Here is a 21727-nt window from a genome sequence, read left to right as displayed (position 1 = left end):
CCGAAGACCTCACGAAGACCTCACCAAGACCGCCGGGCGACCGCCCGATGGCCGTCCGGAGGCCGTCCGGCGGCCGGGCGGTGGCGGCCCGGAGTGGCGAAAGTCATCGGTCGTGACCGCCGGCCGCCGTGGCGCATCATTCGGCGGCCGGGGTCGCTGATACCCTGGTAGCCCGTGGGCCGGTGGGATGAACCACTGAACCGCCGCGACGGCGCTCCCAAGCACGAACGCCGTCCCGACCCTCACCTCGCGACCACGGGAGCCCCCTCTTGGCAGCTTTTCTGAAGAATGCGCCGAAATCCACGACGAAGCACATCTTCGTCACCGGTGGTGTGGCCTCCTCTCTCGGCAAGGGCCTGACGGCCTCCAGCCTCGGGGCGCTGCTCAAGGCACGGGGCCTGCGGGTCACCATGCAGAAGCTCGATCCTTATCTCAACGTGGATCCGGGCACCATGAACCCCTTCCAGCACGGCGAGGTCTTCGTCACGGACGACGGCGCCGAGACCGACCTCGACATCGGTCACTACGAGCGCTTCCTCGACGTCAATCTGGCGGGTTCCGCCAACGTCACCACCGGCCAGATCTACTCCACGGTGATCGCCAAGGAGCGGCGCGGCGAGTACCTCGGTGACACCGTGCAGGTGATCCCGCACATCACCAACGAGATCAAGTCCCGTATCCGCCGGATGGCCACCGACGACGTGGACGTCGTCATCACCGAGGTCGGCGGCACGGTCGGCGACATCGAGTCGCTGCCGTTCCTGGAGTCGGTCCGCCAGGTCAGGCACGAGGTCGGCCGGGACAACGTCTTCGTGGTGCACATCTCGCTGCTGCCGTACATCGGCCCCTCCGGCGAGCTGAAGACCAAGCCGACCCAGCACTCGGTGGCCGCGCTGCGCAACATCGGCATCCAGCCCGACGCGATCGTGCTGCGCGCGGACCGCCATGTGCCGGACGCCATCAAGCGGAAGATCTCGCTGATGTGCGACGTCGACGAGGACGCGGTGGTCGCCGCGATCGACGCGCCCTCCATCTACGACATCCCCAAGGTGCTGCACACCGAGGGCCTGGACGCGTACGTCGTCCGGCGGCTGGACCTGCCCTTCCGCGATGTGGACTGGGCCCAGTGGGACGACCTGCTCAAGCGGGTGCACGAGCCCGCCCACGAGGTGAAGGTCGCGCTGGTCGGCAAGTACATCGACCTGCCCGACGCCTATCTGTCGGTGACCGAGGCACTGCGCGCCGGCGGATTCGCCAACAACGCGAAGGTGCACGTCAAGTGGGTCACCTCCGACGACTGCCGGACCCCGGCGGGCGCGGCGGCGCAGCTCGGCGACGTGGACGCGATCTGCGTGCCCGGCGGCTTCGGCGACCGAGGCGTCGAGGGCAAGGTCACCGCGATCACCTTCGCCCGTGAGAACCGCGTCCCACTGCTCGGACTCTGCCTCGGCCTGCAGTGCGTGGTCATCGAGGCCGCGCGCAACCTCGCCGGGATCGCCGACGCCAACTCCACCGAGTTCGACCCCGGCACCGGACACCCGGTCATCTCGACCATGGCCGAGCAGCTCGACATCGTGGACGGCAAGGGCGACCTCGGCGGCACGATGCGCCTGGGCACCTACCCGGCGAAGCTCGCCGAGGGCTCCATCGTCCGCGAGGTCTACGGCGACCAGCCGTACGTCGAGGAGCGGCACCGCCACCGCTACGAGGTGAACAACGCCTACCGCGCCGAGCTGGAGAAGGCGACCGGCATCGTCTTCTCGGGCACCTCGCCCGACAACAAGCTCGTCGAGTACGTCGAGTACCCGCGCGAGGTGCACCCGTACCTGGTCGCCACCCAGGCGCACCCCGAACTGAAGTCCCGCCCCACCCGGCCCCACCCGCTGTTCGCCGGGCTGGTCAAGGCGGCGGTCGCGCGCCAGCAGCAGGACCCGCAGGAGCGGCAGGGCTGAAGGCGGCGTTACGGGAGCGGGCCCGGCGCCCGCTCCCGGTCACTCGGTACGGTCACGGACTCGGAAGGCGCAGCATGCTGAAGGACACTCAGGAGGAGTGGCGGGTCACCGTGACCTCCACGCCGTTCACCGGCAAGAAGACGTCGGTACGCACGGACGAGGTGGTCATGCCCGACGGCACCACCGCCGTCCGCGACTACCAGGTCCACCCCGGCTCGGTGGCCGTCCTCGCCCTCGACGACGCCGACCGCGTCCTCGTACTGCGCCAGTACCGGCACCCCGTACGGCAGAAGCTCTGGGAGATCCCGGCCGGACTGCTCGACATCCCCGGCGAGAATCCGCTGCACGCGGCCCAGCGCGAGCTGTACGAGGAGGCGCACGTCAAGGCCGAGGACTGGCGGGTCCTCACCGACGTCTACACCAGCCCCGGCGGTACGGACGAGGCGGTACGGATCTTCCTCGCGCGCGGTGTCTCCGAGGCGGACGGCGAGCGCTTCGCGGTCGCCGAGGAGGAGGCCGACATGGAGCTGGCCCGCGTCCCCCTCGCCGACCTCGTCAGCGGGATCCTCGCGGGCGACCTGCACAACAATTGCCTGGTCGTGGGCGTCTTCGCGCTCCAGGCCGCGATGAACGGCGCCGGTCTGGACGCGCTGCGGCCCGCCGAGTCGCCGTGGCCCGCGCGGCCCTTCACGCCCTGACCGTCCGCTCCCCAGCCTCTTCACAGCTCCCTCATCGGTCTCGATGATCCGATGGAGTGATCATTTACGCGGTCGGCCGCGTCGGAGCCCCGGACCGGCCCGACCGCGTGAACTAGGCTCGTCGCCGTAGCCGCGTACCCGCGCATCCGCGCCCCGCGCGGACGACCCCACTGAGCCGGGAGCGTAGGCCGTGACGGATCAGGCGCTGAACCCCAACGGGACCCCTGCGGGAGCGGACGCCCCGGCGGCACCTGAACCGGACACGGCCGCCGCACCCGCCAAGGCGCGCGCCCGCCGCCGACGGTCGGCTTCCGCCGGCTCCCCGACGCGCAAGGGCCCGGCCCCCGAGGCCCCGCCCGTCACCGACGTTGAGTCCGGGCCGGAGCAGTCGCCCGCGAAGGACGCCGAGCCGTCGTCCGCGACCGGCCCCAAAGCCGAACGCACCGCCGCCGGACCGGACGCCGAGCCGGAACCCGAGTCCGAGTCCGAGTCGGCACCGGACACTCCGGCCGCGCGTCCGGCGAAGGCCGAGCGCGCCGCCGCCGTCGCGCCGGGAACCGAGAACGGGTCCGGGGCGGACACCGGGGCCGACGTCGAGGCGGACCCCAAGCCTGATCCCACGCCTCATCGCAAGGCCGACCCCAAGACCGACCCCAGGGCCGGGACCGCGCCCGCCGCGCCTTCGGATGTCGGCGCGGGCGCGGCCCGCCCGGTGAGCCGGACCGGCGAGGTCACGGTGCGGGTCGGTGCCGCCGTATGGGCGGGAGCCCGGGGCGACGGTCAATTCGTGGGCCGGGAAAGGGAGTTGGCGGAGCTGCGCGGGGAGATCGGACGGCCGGGCCTCGGGAAGCAGGGGAAGGGGCGGGCGCGCGTGCTGCTCGTCGCCGGACGCCCCGGCGTCGGTCGGACCGCGCTCGCGCTGCGCCTGGCCGAAGACCTGGCCGAGGACTACCCGGACGGCCAGGTCTTCCTGCGCATGACCTCCCCGGAAGGGGAGCCCGTACCCGCCGAGCAGGCCGTCCGCGCCCTCCGCCGAGCCCTCGCCCGTACTCCGGGAGCCGGCGGATCGGCCGCCCCCGTAACACCCGCCGCTCCCGCCCCGGCCGCCCCGTCCGGCGGCCCCGCCGCCACCTCGCGCAAGACGCTCCTCGTCCTGGACGACGTCCTGCGCGCCGATCAGCTCGACGGGCTGATTCCCGACGCGCCCGGCAGTCTTGTCGTCGTCACCTCGGACGGCCCGCTGCCCGGAGTGCCGGACGTGCGGCCGTGCACGCTGGGCGGGCTCGACACGCCCGCCGCCGTGGAACTGCTCGCGCACAGCATCGGCTCCACCCGGGTGACCTGCGACCCGCGCGCCGCCGAGGCCCTGGTGCAGGAGATCGGCGGGCACCCCACCGCGCTGCGGCTGGTCGCCGCCTGGCTCGCGGCCCGGCCGACGCTCTCCGTGGCGGACGCCGCGACCCGGCTGCGTACGGTCTCGGCCGACGCGCCCGCCGCGCCCTCGGCCGAAGCGGACGGGACGGCGCCCTCGCGCGCCACCGCGCAGGGCGAACTCGTCCGGTCCTTCCGGCTGGTCTACGAGGACGTGCCGCAGACCGCCGCGCGGATGCTGCGACTCCTGTCGCTGGCACCTGCGGGCATGGTCGACGCGCAGGTCGCCTCGGCGCTCGCGGGCTGTTCCGTGGCCGCCGCGCAGAGCACGCTCGACGACTTCGTCGGCGGCGCACTGCTGGCGCCGGGTCCGGTGACGGGCGACGAGCTGCCGCCGCAGTACCGCCTGCCCGGCTGCTTCGGGCCGCTGCTGCGCGGGCTGCTCGAATCCCGCGACCGCCCGGAGGAGGTCCGGCTGGCCCGGGCCAGGATGCTGGAGCGGACCGTACGGCTGCTGCTGTCGTGCGGCTCGGCGCTCGTGCGGATGCGGCTGCCGGACGACGGCCCGCGCAGCCTCAGCTTCGACTCGCCCGCGACGGCCGCCGAGTGGCTGCGGTCCCGGCTGCCCGCGCTGCTGGCCTCCGCGCGGGTCGCCGTCGCGGACGGCGATCTGGACACCCTGGCCCGACGGCTGATCGCCGCCCAGGTGCAGGCGCTCGCCGCCTTCCCCGGCGGGAACGCGATGGCGGCCGAGCAGTACGAACTGCACGGCCTGGTCCTGGACGTCGCCGAGCGGCGCGGCCTGGACCGGGAGAAGGCGGCGGCGCTGATCAATCTCGGCGACCTGGACGCGGCGGCGGGCCGTTCCGACCGGGCGCTCGACCGGTACCGCGCCGCACTGGGCGCGGCCCGCAAGTGCGACGACGCGGAGGCCGAGGGCCGGGTGCTGGAAGCCCTCGGCGGTACGTACCAGGAGCGGCACGACCCGCAGCGGGCCGCCGACTGGTACGGCAGGGCGCTCGCGCTGCGCCAGGAACGCGGCGAGACCTTCCACGAGGCCCGGCTGCACGGCCGGATCGGCGCGCTGTTCACCTATGACGGCCGGTACGGGCCCGCGCTGCGCGAATGGCGCGCCGCCGCCGGGGCGTACCGGCGGCTGGCCGACCTGGGCGCGCAGGCCCGCGCGCTGACCGAGGCCGCGCGGGTGCAGGAGTACGCGGGCTACCCGGAGGACGCGCTGCGGACCTGCCGCGACGCGCTGTACTGGGCGCGCAAGGCGGGGGAGCGGCGGCTGGAGGGCGCGATCCTGCTGCGGCTCGCCGACACGCTCGACCGGCTGGGCGATCCCAGCGGTGCCACGGTCCAGCGCGCCGCCGCGAACCGCCTGCTCAGCGAGGGCGAGTCGGCGCCGAACTGACGATCGCCGCGCTGTATACCTACGAAACTGCCAATGGTCTCGGCCAAAGTGGTCACTTTGTAAGGCTGGACAGAGAGTCTTCCTTCACTAGACTGGCTTTCTGCCGCCCCAAAGCGGTCATTCTTCCCTGAGCGCAAGGACCGTGATCGACGTGAAGGTGGGCATCCCCCGCGAGGTCAAGAACAACGAGTTCCGCGTGGCCATCACCCCGGCAGGCGTGCACGAACTCGTCCGCAATGGACACCAGGTCTTCGTGGAGCAGGGCGCCGGCGACGGCTCGTCCATCCCCGACGAGGAGTACGTCTCGGCCGGTGCGGGCATCCTCGCCACCGCCGACGAGGTGTGGGCCACGGCCGATCTGCTGCTCAAGGTGAAGGAGCCGATCGCCGAGGAGTACCACCGGCTCCGCAAGGACCAGACGCTCTTCACCTACCTGCACCTCGCCGCCTCCCGCGCGTGCACGGACGCGCTGCTGGAGTCGGGCACCACCGCCATCGCGTACGAGACGGTGGAGACCGCGAACCGCCAGCTCCCGCTGCTCGCCCCGATGTCCGAGGTGGCCGGCCGGCTCGCCCCGCAGGTCGGCGCCTACCACCTGATGCGCTCGGCCGGCGGTCGCGGCGTCCTGCCCGGCGGCGTCCCCGGTGTCCAGTCCGGCAAGGCCGTCGTCATCGGCGCCGGTGTCTCCGGCTGGCACGCCACCACCATCGCGCTCGGACTCGGCTTCCACGTCACGCTGCTGGACAAGGACGTCAACAAACTGCGCGAGGCCGACAAGGTGTTCGGCAACCGCGTGCAGACCATCGCCTCCAACGCCTACGCGCTGGAGAAGGCCGTGCTCGACGCCGACCTCGTGATCGGCGCGGTGCTCATTCCGGGCGCGAAGGCGCCGAAGCTGGTCACCAACGAGCTGGTCTCGCGCATGAAGCCGGGATCTGTCCTTGTCGACATCGCGATCGACCAGGGCGGCTGCTTCGAGGACTCCCGCCCCACCACGCACGCCGAACCGACGTTCCCCGTACACCAGTCGGTGTTCTACTGCGTCGCGAACATGCCCGGCGCGGTTCCCAACACCTCGACGTACGCGCTGACCAACGCGACGCTGCCGTACATCGTCGAACTGGCCAACCGCGGCTGGCGCGAAGCGCTGCGACGTGACGCGGCTCTCGCTCTCGGTCTCAACACGCATGAGGGACAAGTTGTTTACGGTCCGGTGGCCGAGGCGCACGGCCTCGACTCCACCGACCTGCACGCGCTGCTGGGCTGACCGGCGGCCACTGTGACCAGGCGCGTCAACATCGCGCCAACACCGCACCACCGGCCGGGTCTTGTGTGTCGAGGCCCGGCCGTTCATGTGCTTACGCCCTTGACAGCGGGGTGTTCGGTTGCCGACACATCGTGCCGTGTCCGGCGGATTGTGTTGCTGTGGACCACCGACACGCCATAGAGTCGCGAATCGTCGGCTGTAGTCACGCTGACCTGTCTAGAAGTTTCCTGGTCACCAAGGAGGTAAGACGACTTGTGAATGAGTCGACATTTGCTCCCGGGGGTGGTCAACCAGGAATGACCGTCGGTTCCGTCGCGGTCCGCACCTTCGAGTCCCGCCGGCCCGAGACGAACACAGAGACGCAACCTGCTTACGCCATGGCGCCTTTCAACGACAACGACCTGCAGGACGGTCAGTTCTACGACCCGGATGCCGAGTACGAACCGGATCCGGAGTACGCGGCCACCCTCGCCCCGGACGCGGCCCGGCAGCGCCGCGAACGCGTCGGCCCCACCGGCCGGCCCCTGCCGTACTTCCCGATCCCCAATCCGCTCACCAACCACGGCCCCGCGAAGATCGTCGCGATGTGCAACCAGAAGGGCGGGGTCGGCAAGACCACCTCGACCATCAACCTGGGCGCGGCGCTGGCCGAATACGGCCGCCGGGTGCTTCTTGTCGACTTCGACCCGCAGGGCGCGCTCTCGGTCGGCCTCGGGGTCAACCCGATGGAACTCGACATCACGGTCTACAACCTGCTGATGGAACGCGGACTGGCGGCCGACGAGTGCCTGCTGAAGACCGCGGTGCCCGGCATGGACCTGCTCCCCAGCAATATCGACCTGTCGGCAGCGGAAGTGCAGCTCGTCAGCGAGGTCGCCCGCGAGTCGTCGCTCCAGCGCGCCCTCAAGCCGCTGATGGCCGACTACGACTACATCGTCATCGACTGCCAGCCCTCGCTCGGCCTGCTGACGGTCAACGCGCTCACCGCGGCGCACTCGGTGATCGTTCCGCTGGAGTGCGAGTTCTTCGCACTGCGCGGGGTCGCGCTGCTCACCGAGACCATCGAGAAGGTCCGCGAGCGGCTCAACCCCGAGCTGGAGCTCGACGGCATCCTCGCCACCATGTACGACTCGCGCACCGTGCACAGCCGCGAGGTGCTGGCCCGGGTCGTCGAGGCGTTCGACGAGCACGTCTTCCACACCGTCATCGGCCGCACCGTGCGGTTCCCCGAGACGACCGTGGCGGGCGAGCCGATCACCACCTACGCGTCCAACTCCGTCGGCGCGGCCGCCTATCGCCAGCTCGCCAGGGAGGTGCTCGCCCGGTGCCACGCCGAGTGAGTCTGCCGGGCGCCGACGAGCTGTTCCGGACGACCGGAGGAGCGGCGCTCCAGGCCCCGCAGCCACGGCAGCACCCCGGCGGCCCCGGCCCCGGCGGCTCCGGTGGTTCCGGGAGCTCCGGCGGCTCCGGTGGTCCGGGCGAAGGACAGAACGGTACGCAGGCGGACGGCCGGCTGCGGTCCGTACCGGTGGCCGACCCGGCCGCCGGGAACGACGCGGCCGATCCCGCGGACGGCGACGAAGGGACACGACCCTCCGGCACCGCGGGACAGGGCGAGGACAGCGCGGAACACGGCGGCCGGGACATCCCGACCTCACGCCGCCCGCTGACCGCCGAACGGGCCGGTATGCCGTCGCCCGCCGCCTCCTCCGGCACCATGACCGCGCCCGCGCCGCAGCCGCAGGCCGCACCGGTCCAGCCCCCGATCACCGCCCAGCCGCAGCCCCAGCAGGCGCGGCGCAAGGCCGCCCGGCAGAACCGCCGTCCCAGCGGGCGCGAGCGGCACGACGAGAAGATCACCGTCTATGTCTCCGCCGAGGAGCTGATGGATCTGGAACACGCCCGGCTGGTGCTGCGCGGTGAGCACGGGCTCGCCATCGACCGCGGCCGGATCGTCCGCGAGGCCGTCGCCGTGGTGCTGGCCGATCTGGAGTCGCGCGGCGACGCGAGCATCCTCGTACGCCGTCTGCGGGGCCGCTGACGCCCCGACGGCGCGCGGTCGGGGAACGGGGCATGGCCTGCTGCGGCGAGTAGCCTGCACAGACCACTTCGTACCCTGGACCCCGATGCCGACCTCACCCGCCACTCCCCGCCGCAGCCTCGGGCTCGGCGCCGCCGCCGAGGCGGAACCGACGCCTGCCGTGACAGCGGAGCCGCCTGTCGCGGTGGCGGAACAGGCCGTGGAAGAGGCGGTGGAAGAGACCGGGCCCGCGGCGGCGGTCGAAGCCGTGGAGGCCGTTGAGGCCGAGCCGGCTCCGGCTCCGGCCGGAGGGGACCGTTTCACCGTACGGCTGGCGAATTTCGAGGGGCCGTTCGACCTGCTGCTCGGGCTGATCTCCAAGCACAAGATGGACGTCACGGAGGTGGCGCTGTCGAAGGTCACCAACGAGTTCATGACGTACATCCACGCCATGGGCCCGGACTGGGACCTCGACCAGACCACCGAGTTCCTGGTGGTCGCGGCCACCCTGCTGGACCTGAAGGCGGCCCGGCTGCTGCCGTCCGCCGAGGTCGAGGACGAGGCGGACCTCGCGCTGCTGGAAGCACGGGACCTGCTCTTCGCCCGGCTGCTCCAGTACCGGGCGTACAAGCGGATCGCGGCGATCTTCGCCGAGCGGCTGGACAACGAGGCGCTGCGCTACCCCCGTACCGTCGGCCTCGAACCGCAGCACGCGGAGTTGCTGCCCGAGGTCGTCCTCAGCATCGGCCCCGAGCGCTTCGCGCGGCTCGCGGTGAAGGCGATGCTGCCCAAGCCCAAGCCGCAGGTGTACGTCGACCACATCCACGCCCCGCTGGTGAGCGTCCGGGAGCAGGGCGAGCGGGTGATCGCGCTGCTGCGGGAGCTCGGCGTGGCCAGTTTCGGGCAGTTGACCGAGGACGCGCCGGACACGCTGACGGTCGTGGCGCGCTTCCTCGCGCTCCTTGAGCTGTACCGGGAGAAGGCGGTCGCGTTGGACCAGGAGGAGGCCCTGGGGCTGCTCCAGGTCCGCTGGACGGGCGGGGAACAAGACACGGCGGCGCCGCTGGTGACCGACGAGTTCGACCAGGAGGCGGCGGCTCCGGCGCGCAAGCCGGAACCGGTGCCGGTTCCGGAGTCAGTGCCGGTGCGTGATCCGCAGCACGAGCAGGGAGAGGCCGAGGAATGACGGACGTGTCGGATATCACCGGGGCCTTTGCCGCGGCCGGCGCGGCAGGCGATACGGCGGCGCCCGCGGGCCTGCTCGCCGCCGCGACCGCCGAGCTGGAGCTGAAGCCCGCCCTGGAGGCGGTGCTGATGGTCGTCGACGAACCGGCCACCGAGGAGCACCTGGCCAAGGTCCTGGAACGGCCGCGGCGGGCCGTCGGCAGGGCGCTGCGCGAGCTGTCCGACGACTACACCCGCGAGGGACGCGGCTTCGACCTGCGGCTGGTCGCCGGTGGCTGGCGCTTCTACACCCGGCCCGCCTTCGCGCCCGCCGTGGAGAAGTTCGTCCTCGACGGCCAGCACGCCCGGCTCACGCAGGCCGCGCTGGAGACGCTGGCGGTGGTCGCGTACCGGCAGCCGGTCAGCCGTTCGCGCGTCTCGGCGGTCCGCGGAGTCAACTGCGACGGCGTCATGCGCACCCTCCTCCAGCGGGGGCTGGTCGAGGAAGGTGGGACGGAACCCGAGACAGGTGCGATCCTGTACAGGACGACGAACTACTTCCTGGAACGTATGGGCCTGCGCAGCCTCGACGAGCTGCCCGAGCTAGCACCGTTCCTGCCGGAGGCGGAAGCGATCGAGGCGGAGTCCCAGGAGGGGCTTCCGTCGTTCGATCCGGACGCGCCGGACGACACCTCGACAACGGACACTTGATGCGAAGCAGCGACAGGAACAGCGGCGGCAACCGGAACCCGCGGGGCGGCGGAGGCGACAGGCCCCGTGACGCCGACCGGCGTGGCGGTGCCGACCGGCGCGGCGACGGCCGCTCGGGCGACGGGCGCTCGGGGGACGCGCGCCGCGGTGAGGGCCAGAGCCAGCGGCCCAAGGGCACGCCGCGTCCCGAGGAGCGCCGCTACGACGTGGGCAGCACCGGCCAGTCGGGTGCGAACAAGCCCGGCGGCATGCCGCGTACCAAGCCCGGCAGCAACAAGCCGACCGGCAACCGCGGCCGCAAGCCGGTGCCGGCCCGGCCGCGCGAGCTGGACGCGCAGATCGAGGAGCGCAACCGGGAGCGGCACAGCAAGCCGCAGATCAAGACGCCCAAGACCTTCCCCGGCGCCGAGCAGGAGGGCGAGCGCCTGCAGAAGGTGCTCGCGCGGGCCGGAATGGGTTCGCGCCGGGCGTGCGAGGAGCTGATCGAACAGCACCGCGTCGAGGTCAACGGGCGGATCGTCACCGAGCAGGGCCTGCGGGTCGACGTGGACCACGACGAGGTGAAGGTCGACGGGCTGACCGTCGCCACCCAGTCGTATCTCTTCTTCGCGCTCAACAAGCCGGCCGGTGTCGTCTCCACCATGGAGGACCCCGACGGCCGCCAGTGCCTCGGCGACTACGTCACCAACCGCGAGACCCGGCTCTTCCACGTCGGTCGGCTCGACACCGAGACCGAGGGCCTGATCCTGCTCACCAACCACGGCGAGCTGGCCCACCGGCTGACCCACCCGCGCTACGGCGTGCAGAAGACCTATCTCGCCGCGATCCAGGGGCCGCTCCCGCGCGACCTCGGCAAGCAGCTCAAGAGCGGTATCGAGCTGGAGGACGGCTGGGCCCGCGCGGACCACTTCCGCGTGGTCCAGAACACCGGCAAGAACTACCTCGTCGAGGTCACCCTGCACGAGGGCCGCAAGCACATCGTCCGCCGCATGCTCTCCGAAGCGGGCTTCCCCGTCGACAAACTGGTCCGCACCAGCTTCGGCCCCATCCCCCTCGGCGACCAGAAGTCCGGCTGGCTCCGCCGCCTGACCAACACCGAGGTCGGCATGCTGATGCACGAGGTCGAGCTCTAACCCCACCGCTGGACGCCCCCGGCCCCGCCGGACCGCCGGGCCTGGAAGTGCGGACCCGCGCGGGCGTCCGTCCAGATGGACGGGCGCCTTCGCGCGGGTGAGCTACGCGGGCTTGGGGGGGAGTGGGAACGTGGCTGAGGTGCGGCGGACGCGGGTGAGGAAGGCTTCTATGCGGGGGCGGTCGGGGTCGGGGGGGAGGGGGGAGCGGGCGGCGGCGGTGTCGGTCTCTTCGTGGAGCGTGCGCATCCAGGCGCGGACCTCGTCCCAGCTCAGTTCGCCGCGCTTGACGGACAGCAGGCGCTCGCGCTGGTCGCCCACGTCGATGGTGAGGCGGCCGGTGCGCAGCAGGTCGCGGCAGGACATCAGGAGCCGCAGCAGGTGCATGGCGTGCTTCCAGCGCGGCTGGCCGTGGGTGCGGATGTCCGCTTCGAGGCGGCCGAGCTGCTGGGCGGCGTAGCCGCGGAAGGTGGCGTCGGCGCGGCGGGAGAGGAACGCGTCGCGCAGGTCGAGGAGTTCGAGCCCGGTCGGGTCGGCGTACTCCACCAGCGGTGAGTGCAGGCATTCGAGCAGATTGGGGTTGGCGCGCAGCGCGAGCGAGCAGAATCGCTCCAGCTCCCAGGAGAACTGTTCGTGCCGCGGTCCTGTGACATGCGTCGGCGGCTTGTCGAAACGCCAGAACAATTCGGTGGGCGCCACGTACACACCGCGCCGGTCGGTGTCACTGCCGTCGGTGGCCAGACCGAAGGCGCGCGAGCCCATGACGCAGGCATAGACCGTGTGGTCCCGGACAAGGTCGTGCCCCAGCGGATCGCGCATGAGGGCGATTATCGCCATGAAGTCCGACCAAGCGCCGGAGTTTCCACTGCTTCGTGCGGTGATCACGTTGCGGACGGTGAGGGCGGGGCCCACGGTACCGCTGCGGCGGGGGAGATCCCGAGGGCCGTAGCGGGACTACGACCAGGCCGTCAGCCCGAGCGGACGGCCGTACGAATCCCGTACGACCTCCAGCATGCCGGTCACCGCGGGCCGGTCGATGGGGCCGTAGACGTGCGGGAAGGCCGTGCCCTCCGGAACGCCGGGCGGCGGCGCCGGATCGGCCGCCTCCCAGCGGACCTCGGCGCGCAGCGCGGCCTCCTCGATCAGCAGCACCATCAGCGGCCCCGCCACCTCCCGGTAGAAGGCGTCGGCCACCGCGAGGGTCACGGCCTCGTCGGGCGAGCAGTGCACAAAACCCTCCTCGTCCAGGGAGGCGGGGGCGTACGGGCGCTCGGGCGCGTGCAGCCAGTCGTCCAGCGGCACCAAGTGGAAGAGCATGGGGAAGTTCTACCTGGTCCGGGCAGGTGAGGCGGTGGCAAGTGGCGGCGGAGACGGGTTTGCGGGACATTGTCCGTGTTCGGTGCCGGGCGACGTGACGCGCGCCGACGGCCCGACTCCTGAAAGGGACGAGACCATGGCGGGAAACGACCTCGGAAGCCTTCTCGGCACTCTGCTCAGCGGCGCGAAGGGCGGCTCCTCCTCCGGCGGCGCGGGCGGCCTCCTCGGTTCGCTGCTGGGCCAGCTCGGCGGCAAGGGCGCGGCCGGTGGCACCGGCGCCGCCGCGGCCAACGGCGCCTCGGGCAACCCCCTCGAAGGGCTGCTGGGCATGCTCAACAAGTCCGGCCTCGGCGAGCAGGCCAGGTCGTGGGTGGGCCAGGGCGACAACAAGCCCGTCACCGGCGACCAGATCGCCCAGGCGCTTCCCGACGACGCCCTCCAGAAGGCAGCGCAGGACGCGGGCGTCTCCCCGCAGGAGGCCGCCGACCACCTCGCGGGCAGCCTCCCCGAGGCGGTGGACAAGCTGACGCCCGAGGGCGAGGTCCCGCAGGGGGAGTCCCTCCAGGACGTCATCAGCAGGCAGCTCGGCAAGCTCGGCGGCCTCGGCAAGTAATGTCCCCGCCCCCGTGGCGGTCCGGCTCGCGTACCCGGCCGCCCCGGGGGCCTTGCCCGTACGCCCGCGCCGCCCGTACGCCCGCGCCGCCCGTACGCCCGTACGCCCGTGCAGCCCGTACGCCCGTGCAGCCCGTACGCCCGCGGCGCGCGTCTCGCAGTGCGGGCGTCCGTCTCGCGCCCCGCCCCCGGTGACTACCCTGGTCGGCAGGTACGTGAGCAGCCGAGGGAGCAGTGACGTGGCGGTACGAACGGTCCGCGGGAGCGGCCGACCCGAGCGGGACGCCTCCGGGAGCGTCGCCCAGTGAGGACCGCCCTGGTCGTCGGCAGCGGCCTGATGGGCACCTCCGCCGCCCTCGCGCTCACCGCGCGCGGTGTGGACGTCCACCTCACCGACCACGACCCGGGCACCGCGCGCACCGCGGCCTCGCTCGGCGCGGGCACCACGGGGGAGCCCGAGGGCCCGGTCGACCTCGTGATCGTCGCCGTGCCGCCCGCCCACGTCGCGGCCACCCTCGCCGACGCGCTGACCCGCGGCCTCGGCCGCGGCTACCTCGACATCGCCAGCGTCAAGGGCGGCCCGCGCCGCGACCTGGAGGCGCTGGGCTGCGACCTCACCCACTACATCGGCACCCACCCCATGGCGGGCCGCGAGCGCTCCGGGCCGCTGGCCGCGACCGCCGACCTCTTCGAGGGCCGCCCCTGGGTGCTCACCCCGACCCCGGCCACCGACACCGAGGTGCTCAACCTCGCCCTCGAACTGGTCGCGCTGTGCCGCGCCGTCCCCGTCGTCATGGACGCCGACGCCCACGACCGGGCCGTCGCCCTGGTCTCGCACACCCCGCAGCTCGTCTCCAGCATGGTCGCGGCCCGCCTGGAGCACGCCGAGGACACCGCCGTACGCCTGTGCGGCCAGGGCATCCTCGACGTCACGCGGATCGCGGGCTCCGAGCCCGGCATGTGGATGGACATCCTGGCCGCCAACCCCGGACCGGTCGCCGACGTCCTCGCCGACGTCGCCGTCGACCTGACCGAGACGGTCGCGGCGCTGCGCGCCCTCCAGTCCGCCGACGAGGACAAGCGGCGCGGCGGCGCGGCGGGCATCGAGGACATCCTGCGGCGCGGCAACGCGGGCCGCGCCAAGGTCCCCGGCAAGCACGGCACGGCGCCCAAGGCGTACGAGATCGTGGCCGTCCTCATCGGCGACCAGCCGGGCGAGCTGGCCCGCCTCTTCGCCGACGCGGGCGCGGCGGGCGTCAACATCGAGGACGTCCGCATCGAACACTCCACCGGACAGCAGGCCGGTCTGGTGCACCTCATGGTCGAGCCGCGCACCGCGCCCGCCCTGACCGTGGCACTGCGCGAACGCGGCTGGTCGATCCGGCAGTAGACGTACGGCGCGGGCCGGGCGGTGGCACGGTCAGGGCGCGGCCGGGCTCCGGCGGTACGGATCGGACGCGTGCCGGACGGGTCAGCCGCAGGACCGTACGCGGGCACAGGGCGCACAGAGCGCACAGGGCGCACATGGCTCACCCGGCACACCCGGGCGCGAGCGTGACGGGCACCCGGCCCGGCACCCCGGCCCCGTGCCCGTCCCGGCAGGGAAAACCCGTGGCGTTCCGGCGCGCGGGCGGCCGGTAACCTTGGGGGAATGGCATCCGGCCCCTCGGCCGGCCCGCCCGCCCCCCGCTCCGCGCACGAGGAAGGCCACCCGCTGTGGAAAATCCGGTGATCGTCGCCATCGACGGCCCTTCCGGTACCGGCAAGTCCAGCACGTCCAGGGCGGTCGCGGCGAAGCTGGGGCTGAGCTACCTCGACACCGGGGCGCAGTACCGCGCGATCACCTGGTGGATGCTGAGCAACGGCATCGACGTCAACGACCCGGTGGCCGTCGCCGACTGCGCGGGCAAGCCCGCCATCGTCGCGGGCCACGACCCGGCGGCCCCCGGCATCACCGTGGACGGCGTGGACGCCTCGGGCCCGATCCGCACCCAGGAGGTCACCGCCGCGGTCAGCGCCGTCAGCGCGGTCCCCGAGGTACGGGCCAGGATGGTCGAGTTGCAGCGCGCCGCCGCCACCGCGTCCCCCGGCGGCATCGTGGTCGAGGGCCGGGACATCGGCACGACCGTCTTCCCTGACGCCACCGTCAAGATCTTCCTCACCGCGTCCGCCGAGGCCCGCGCCGCCCGCCGCAGCGGCGAGCTGAACGGCGCGCTGAGCGTCGCGGACACCCGGGCCGCGCTCATCAAGCGGGACGCGGCCGACTCGGGCCGCAAGACCTCCCCGCTGGCCAAGGCCGCCGACGCGGTCGAGGTCGACACCACCGACCTCACCCTCGACCAGGTCATCGAGTGCATCGTCACTCTGGTCGAGGAGAAGCGGGCGCCCAGGTGACCGCAGAGCAGGGCACGGCGCCGGGACCGCGCGGAGCGGCCGTCGGACGCCGGATCGGCATCGTCTTGATGAACGGCCTGTGGCGGCCCCGGGTGCTCGGCGCCTGGCGGGTACCGGCGCACGGCCCGGTCATCCTGGCGGGCAACCACTCGCACAACATCGACGGCCCGATGCTGATCGGCATCTCGCCGCGCCCGCTGCACTTCCTGGTGAAGAAGGAAGCCTTCGTCGGGCCGCTCGACCCGTTCCTGCGCTCCATCGGGCAGCTCAAGGTCGACCGCGAGACCGCCGACCGTACGGCGATAACCTCCGCGCTCGGCGTCCTGGAGCGCGGCGGGATGCTCGGCATCTTCCCCGAGGGCACCCGGGGCGACGGCGACTTCGCCGAGCTGCGCTCGGGTCTGGCGTACTTCGCGGTGCGCTCCGGCGCGCCCGTCGTGCCGGTCGCCGTCCTCGGCAGCACCGCCAAGGGCCGGGCGGTCCCGGCGCTGCCGCCGCTGCGCTCGCGGATCGACGTCGTCTTCGGGGAGCCCTTCGAGGCGGGCGACGGCAGCGGGCGCCGCACCCGCAGCGCGATGGACGCCGCCACGCTGCGCATCCAGGAGCGGCTCACCGCCCACCTGGCGCACGCCAAGCAAGCCACCGGCCGCTGACCGCGCAGACGGAAAACGCGCAGGCCGAACCGCACCGGCTGCACCACACTGGTTACCGCAGCCGCCACAGTTGATCGACGGAGATACCTCATGGACCACGCAGACGAGCAGACCGAGCACGGCGGGACCGGCGCGCTCGGCGACGCCGAATACGCCGAGTTCATGGAGCTTGCCGCCGAGGAGGGCTTCGACCTCGAAGAGGTGGCCGACGACCTGGCCGAGGCCGGGCACGGCCCGCTGCCGGTGCTCGCCGTGGTCGGCCGTCCCAACGTCGGCAAGTCGACGCTGGTCAACCGGATCATCGGCCGCCGCGAGGCGGTCGTGGAGGACAAGCCGGGCGTCACCCGCGACCGCGTCACGTACGAGGCGAACTGGAACGGCCGCCGCTTCAAGATCGTGGACACCGGCGGCTGGGAGCAGGACGTCCTCGGCATCGACGCCTCCGTGGCGGCGCAGGCCGAGTTCGCCATCGAGGCGTCCGACGCGGTGGTCTTCGTCGTGGACTCCACCGTCGGCGCCACCGACACCGACGCGGCGGTCGTACGGCTGCTGCGCCGCGCGGGCAAGCCGGTCGTGCTGGCCGCCAACAAGGTCGACGGACCGTCCGGCGAGGCCGACGCGGCCGCGCTGTGGAACCTCGGCCTCGGCGAGCCCTACCCGGTCTCCTCGCTGCACGGCCGGGGCACCGGCGATCTGCTCGACGCCATCATCGAGGTGCTGCCCGAGGCGCCCGCGCTGACCTTCGGCGACGTCGTCGGCGGCCCGCGCCGGATCGCGCTCATCGGCCGCCCGAATGTCGGCAAGTCGTCCCTGCTGAACAAGGTGGCCAACGAGGACCGGGTGGTCGTCAACGAGGTCGCGGGCACCACCCGCGACCCGGTGGACGAGCTGATCCAGCTCGGCGGTGTCACCTGGAAGTTCATCGACACCGCGGGCATCCGCCGCCGCGTCCACCTCACCGAGGGCGCGGACTACTACGCGTCGCTGCGTACGGCGGCGGCGCTGGAGAAGGCCGAGGTCGCGGTCATCCTGGTGGACGCCAGTGAGACGCTGGCCGAGCAGGACACCCGGATCATCACCATGGCCGTCGAGGCGGGCCGCGCGGTCGTGATCGCGTACAACAAGTGGGACCTGCTGGACGAGGAGCGGCGCTACTACCTGGAGCGCGAGATCGAGAAGGACCTCGTGCAGGTGCAGTGGGCGCCGCGGGTCAACGTCTCGGCGCGCACCGGGCGGCACATGGAGCGGCTGGTCCCGGCGATCGAGACGGCCATCGCGGGCTGGGAGACCCGGGTGCCGACCGGCCGCCTCAACGCGTTCCTGGGCGAGCTGGTCGCCGCGCACCCGCACCCGATCCGCGGCGGAAAGCAGCCCCGCATCCTGTTCGGGACGCAGGCGGGCATCAAGCCGCCGCGGTTCGTGCTGTTCGCCTCGGGCTTCCTGGAGGCGGGCTACCGGCGCTTCATCGAGCGTCGGCTGCGCGAGGAGTTCGGCTTCGCCGGTACGCCGATCCAGGTGTCGGTGCGGGTCCGCGAGAAGCGCGGGCGCAAGAAGTAGCGGCGCGCACGGGCCCCCGCGAGCCGGGGGCTCCCGGGGTCAGAGCCCGGGCATCCGATTGTCGGGACGGCCCGGCGGCAGCGCCGCCGGGCCGTTGCCGCGGTGCCTGCCGGGGGCGTACGCCGGCTGCTCCGCGTGCCAGGTGGTGAAGCCGTTGAACTGCAACGCCTCCTCGCCGGTCCGGTCGCCGGGCAGCGTGCGGAAGAGCCGCTGGTACTCCGAGTAGAGCGCGTCGTAGATGGGTGTTTCTGTGGCACCGCCCCCGGTCGCGTCCAGCGCGCTGCGCATGGACGGGATGTAGCGCTGGAAAGGGGCCCGGGAGGAGGTGTCAAAGGTGTGCACGTATGTGCCAACGAGCCGGTGTTGTCCGGGATGCGGGCCAGTCGGTTGAATTGCAGATCTTTGACCCGGGCGGCAGTGGGCGCGCGGAAGGGGCGCGCACGGTGTCCCGTACACGCCCCTCGTTTCCGGTGAGACGGGTGGCTCAGGTCCCCGACAGCGGCATCGTCGCGGCCACCAGCAGGCCCCGCGAGCACGCCCTGGCCAGGGCGTCCCGCATCAGGTCCTCGCGCGGCTGACGGCCGATGGAACCGGCCGGGGCGGCGTAGACGTACACCTCGTTGGTCCGGTTGACGGCGTTCCGCCAGCCGTCGCTGACCTGGAGCGGCTGGTGCGCCTGCCACCACGCGGTGCCGGGGGTGCCGCCCGCGCCGGGCTGGAGCACGGCGTGCAGCCGCCCGGTGGCCAGCAGCACCGACCAGCCCGACAGCGGCGACGGCGGCACCTCCAGGTCGAGCTGCGGCATGAAGCCCTGCTCGATCAGCAGCGGCAGGAAGTCGTCGCCCGCGCCGGTGGCGCCGACCCGTGCGACCGGCCCGGTGGGCTCGATCACGAGCGCCGGGCGCAGCGTCTCCTCGACGATGATCAGACCGCAGGTGATGCCGAGCACCGCCTGCCGGGGCGCGGTCTCCACGGGCGGCGCGTCGGCCTGGCCGCCGATCGAGGGCCCCGCCGCCGTCTCGGGGCCGCCGATGCTGCGGACGGCGCCCTGCAACTGCTCCTCGGTGACCGGGACGACCTGCGAGGGGATGCAGGCGGCGTGCGCGAAGGCGAGGACCGCCGTCTCGTCGCCCACGAAGAGCACGGTGCTGGTCCGCTCCTGCCCGGTGTCCCCGGGGGTGCGACAGGACGTGCAGTCGTACGTGCCAGGAGCGTTGGCGCCGTTGAGGAGCCGCTGGGTCTCCTCGTCGCCGATCTCGGCTCGTACCTCGTCACTCACGTCGAGCATGGGCGGCACGGGAGTCTCCTTGAAGTGCGGTGGTGCGGTCACGAATCCGGCCGGAACGCCGGACCTGTCCCGGCGCATAGTGACAACGGATGATCTGTGGTGGGAGTCACGCTTTGCGGGGGGATGTATTCCGTTACCGGTCGCCGAGGGTGAGATTCCCGGCGAATCGCTCACGCAGCGTCGAACGGCCGTGTGGGTGACGAAAGTTGGGCCTGTGAGGCTACTCACGGAGCGCGCCGTTTAGATCCTCATTTACGACGATACGTACGCGCCAATCACCCGTAAACCTCGTCTTCTTACCGCCGGTAACCCTCAACTGGCCTGCGGCGGACGGCAATTGTTTGGTGCGAGGGGGTGCGGCTGCCTAGATTCGCCCGCCGTGTGCAAATCGCACCGCCCGGGTTCGGACGGGCGCCGCATCCGTGGGGGAGCGGCGCCCGTCGTGACGCAGCAGGGGGGACACCCGGGTCCGTGGAGAGGGAATCCATGGTCTTGAACTGCAAGTACCGGCACACCGCGCTCCTGACCGGCGTCGCCGCACTGGCGCCGCTGGGCGTGCTGGCCGCCGCGGGAGAGGCGTCGGCGGCCGACAACGGGGTGTGGGACCGTATCGCGCAGTGCGAGAGCGGCGGGAACTGGCACATCAACACCCACAACGGCTACTACGGCGGACTCCAGTTCGCCCCCGGCACCTGGCGGTCCTACGGCGGCACCGCGTACGCGCCGACCGCGGACCTCGCCAGCCGCGAGCAGCAGATCGCCATAGCGACAAAGCTCCAGCGCGCCAGCGGCTGGGGCGCCTGGCCCGTCTGCTCGCGCCGCGCGGGAGCCTACGGGGACGCGCCGTCCGCGGGCACGCCGTCCGCGGGCACGCCGTCCTCGAAGTCGACGGGCAAGTCCCTCGACAAGCCCGTCAGGAAGACCGTCAAGCCCGCCGCCGAGCCGAAGAAGCGGGAACCGGCGAAGGTCGTACGGCGGACCATGCCGCGCTACGAGTCGGCCGCCGAGGGCCGGGCCGACCGCAACGCGACACGCACCGCCCTGATCGCCGTCGTGCGTGGCCCGGCGGAGCGGGGTCAGGGCCCGGTCGTTCCGGCGTGGTGGCCGCACTGGTGACGGACCGTCCGCCGGAGGGGCGGTTCGGGCGCCCGCCCGGCCGGGGCGCCCCGGGACCGCGCTCGTTCGGTGCCGGAGCGTCGTAAGGCCGCCGTAAACCGGACCCGCCGCGTTCCCCCGTGTGCCCCACCCCGTTGTGGTCCGACCGGGTGGGGTACGCGCGACGTACGGACGCGATGCCCCCGATCCGGGGTGCGGCCGTGCTTAGCGTGGCCCGATGAGCGATCAGTCGTCTTATCGTCATATCGTCTCCCCGCGTGCCTCGGTGCGCGTCGCCGTGGCCGTCGCACGCGCCGCCGCCACGCTGGCCGCGCTCGGTGCGGCCGTGCTGCTGCCGGTGGCCGCCGCGCCACCCGCGACGGCCGCCCAGGGCGCGCCGGCCGTCCCACCGCCCGTGGAGCGGCCGGGACAGCCGCAGCAGCCCGAGCGGTCCGGCGGGTCCCCGCAGTCGGTGCCGTCGGTACAGGCGGCCATCGCCTTCCAGGCCGCGCGGGCCGCCGCCGGGTCCCCGACCGTCTGGGACCGGATCGCCATGTGCGAGAGCAGCGGGAACTGGCACATCAACACCGGCAACAGCTACTACGGCGGCCTCCAGTTCTGGCAGCCCACCTGGGAGCTGTTCGGCGGTCGCGCCTATGCCCGGCGCGCCGACCTCGCCACCCCCGCCGAGCAGATCTCGGTCGCGGAGGAAGTGCTGAAGGTGCAGGGCTGGAACGCCTGGCCGGTCTGCGCGCGGCGCAACGGCTTCACCGGCCACCGCCACATCGTGCACACCGTCAAGAGCGGCGAGACCTTGTCGGCCATTGCCCGTTCCTATGGAACCCAAGGGGGCTGGCAGTACCTCTACCAGCTCAACAAGGACCTCATCGGCCCCGACCCCGACCGGCTGATCGCGGGAACCGTCCTCACCGTCAACTGACGCGGCGGCCCACCCGAGTCAACCCCGTTCACCCGTCCGTGGGGGGGTCGGGAAAGGGGGGGGGCGCGGGTGCTCCGGTCTGTCGTGCGGGGCGAGCGAAACGCGTCCCACGGGGGGAAAGGAAAAAAGGGACGACCACGC

The 21727-nt window shown here is 72.5% G+C and carries 20 protein-coding genes; 16 read left to right on the top strand and 4 right to left on the bottom strand.

The features are described 5' to 3' along the window. Positions 1–281: 281 nt before the first annotated feature. The 9 genes from ACZ37P_RS29160 to ACZ37P_RS29120 all read left to right on the top strand — a co-directional run bounded on the left by ACZ37P_RS29160 (position 282) and on the right by ACZ37P_RS29120 (position 11733). Positions 282–1952: a CTP synthase gene (locus ACZ37P_RS29160; protein ID WP_391048675.1), complete on the top strand. Its 1671-nt coding sequence runs from the start codon at positions 282–284 to the stop codon at positions 1950–1952. A 74-nt stretch (positions 1953–2026) separates the two neighbouring features. Next, positions 2027–2650 carry an NUDIX hydrolase gene (locus ACZ37P_RS29155; RefSeq protein WP_355333518.1) on the top strand — a complete coding sequence of 208 codons (624 nt, stop codon included), beginning with the start codon at positions 2027–2029 and terminating at the stop codon, positions 2648–2650. Between the two features lie 190 nt (positions 2651–2840). Then, positions 2841–5438 (top strand): tetratricopeptide repeat protein, encoded by a 2598-nt coding sequence (locus ACZ37P_RS29150; RefSeq protein ID WP_467349354.1) that lies wholly within the window; start codon positions 2841–2843, stop codon positions 5436–5438. A gap of 151 nt (positions 5439–5589) precedes the next feature. Further along, positions 5590–6705, top strand: coding sequence for an alanine dehydrogenase (gene ald / locus ACZ37P_RS29145; RefSeq protein ID WP_355333609.1), 1116 nt, complete (start codon positions 5590–5592; stop codon positions 6703–6705). A 377-nt stretch (positions 6706–7082) separates the two neighbouring features. Next, positions 7083–8045: a ParA family protein gene (locus ACZ37P_RS29140; RefSeq protein ID WP_355333513.1), complete on the top strand. Its 963-nt coding sequence runs from the start codon at positions 7083–7085 to the stop codon at positions 8043–8045. Continuing rightward, positions 8030–8746 (top strand): hypothetical protein, encoded by a 717-nt coding sequence (locus tag ACZ37P_RS29135; RefSeq protein ID WP_391048607.1) that lies wholly within the window; start codon positions 8030–8032, stop codon positions 8744–8746. The genes ACZ37P_RS29140 and ACZ37P_RS29135 overlap by 16 nt, the downstream gene beginning before the upstream one ends. An 85-nt stretch (positions 8747–8831) precedes the next feature. Continuing rightward, complete coding sequence (locus tag ACZ37P_RS29130; protein ID WP_391048605.1) at positions 8832–9911, top strand: segregation and condensation protein A; 1080 nt, start codon at positions 8832–8834, stop codon at positions 9909–9911. Then, positions 9908–10600, top strand: coding sequence for an SMC-Scp complex subunit ScpB (scpB, locus tag ACZ37P_RS29125; protein WP_391048602.1), 693 nt, complete (start codon positions 9908–9910; stop codon positions 10598–10600). Before ACZ37P_RS29130 ends, scpB begins: the two co-directional genes overlap by 4 nt. Beyond that, entirely contained in the window at positions 10600–11733 is a 1134-nt protein-coding gene (locus tag ACZ37P_RS29120; RefSeq protein WP_188285806.1) for a pseudouridine synthase, read from the top strand. Before scpB ends, ACZ37P_RS29120 begins: the two co-directional genes overlap by 1 nt. Before the next feature lie 102 nt (positions 11734–11835). On the opposite strand, the gene ACZ37P_RS29115 is transcribed toward ACZ37P_RS29120, so the two are convergent. Both ACZ37P_RS29115 and ACZ37P_RS29110 read right to left on the bottom strand, forming a co-directional pair. After that, positions 11836–12549: a nucleotidyltransferase domain-containing protein gene (locus ACZ37P_RS29115; protein ID WP_391048599.1), complete on the bottom strand. Its 714-nt coding sequence runs from the start codon at positions 12547–12549 to the stop codon at positions 11836–11838. Positions 12550–12684: 135 nt separating this feature from the next. Then, complete coding sequence (locus ACZ37P_RS29110) at positions 12685–13047, bottom strand: DUF952 domain-containing protein (RefSeq protein WP_391048597.1); 363 nt, start codon at positions 13045–13047, stop codon at positions 12685–12687. 136 nt (positions 13048–13183) lie between these two features. On the opposite strand from ACZ37P_RS29110, the gene ACZ37P_RS29105 reads away from it, so the two are divergent. From ACZ37P_RS29105 to der, 5 genes are all read left to right on the top strand, one after another. After that, on the top strand, positions 13184–13660 hold the full coding sequence (locus ACZ37P_RS29105) for a YidB family protein (protein ID WP_467349350.1): 477 nt from the start codon (positions 13184–13186) through the stop codon (positions 13658–13660). 303 nt (positions 13661–13963) lie between these two features. Then, entirely contained in the window at positions 13964–15049 is a 1086-nt protein-coding gene (locus tag ACZ37P_RS29100) for a prephenate dehydrogenase (RefSeq protein ID WP_355333494.1), read from the top strand. Positions 15050–15375: 326 nt separating this feature from the next. Beyond that, positions 15376–16053: a (d)CMP kinase gene (cmk, locus tag ACZ37P_RS29095; RefSeq protein WP_355333492.1), complete on the top strand. Its 678-nt coding sequence runs from the start codon at positions 15376–15378 to the stop codon at positions 16051–16053. Beyond that, a complete protein-coding gene (locus ACZ37P_RS29090; RefSeq protein WP_467349348.1) occupies positions 16011–16706 on the top strand; it encodes a lysophospholipid acyltransferase family protein in 696 nt (231 codons plus the stop codon). Before cmk ends, ACZ37P_RS29090 begins: the two co-directional genes overlap by 43 nt. Positions 16707–16796: 90 nt before the next feature. Next, positions 16797–18263: a ribosome biogenesis GTPase Der gene (gene der, locus ACZ37P_RS29085; protein ID WP_401725229.1), complete on the top strand. Its 1467-nt coding sequence runs from the start codon at positions 16797–16799 to the stop codon at positions 18261–18263. Positions 18264–18302: 39 nt separating this feature from the next. On the opposite strand, the gene ACZ37P_RS29080 is transcribed toward der, so the two are convergent. Beyond that, on the bottom strand, positions 18303–18551 hold the full coding sequence (locus ACZ37P_RS29080) for a hypothetical protein (protein ID WP_355333486.1): 249 nt from the start codon (positions 18549–18551) through the stop codon (positions 18303–18305). A gap of 196 nt (positions 18552–18747) precedes the next feature. Next, a complete protein-coding gene (locus tag ACZ37P_RS29075) occupies positions 18748–19560 on the bottom strand; it encodes a hypothetical protein (protein WP_355333484.1) in 813 nt (270 codons plus the stop codon). Positions 19561–20037: 477 nt separating this feature from the next. Here ACZ37P_RS29075 and ACZ37P_RS29070 point away from each other — a divergent pair, with 477 nt between their 5' ends. Both ACZ37P_RS29070 and ACZ37P_RS29065 read left to right on the top strand, forming a co-directional pair. Then, on the top strand, positions 20038–20667 hold the full coding sequence (locus tag ACZ37P_RS29070; protein WP_391048586.1) for a transglycosylase family protein: 630 nt from the start codon (positions 20038–20040) through the stop codon (positions 20665–20667). 217 nt (positions 20668–20884) lie between these two features. Next, positions 20885–21586 carry a transglycosylase family protein gene (locus tag ACZ37P_RS29065; RefSeq protein ID WP_355333479.1) on the top strand — a complete coding sequence of 234 codons (702 nt, stop codon included), beginning with the start codon at positions 20885–20887 and terminating at the stop codon, positions 21584–21586. Positions 21587–21727 lie beyond the last annotated feature (141 nt).

This window comes from Streptomyces sp. NPDC024632, assembly GCF_055559175.1.
The sequence above is the reverse complement of the archived record's forward strand: the minus strand, read 5'-3'. Positions and strand labels throughout refer to the sequence as shown.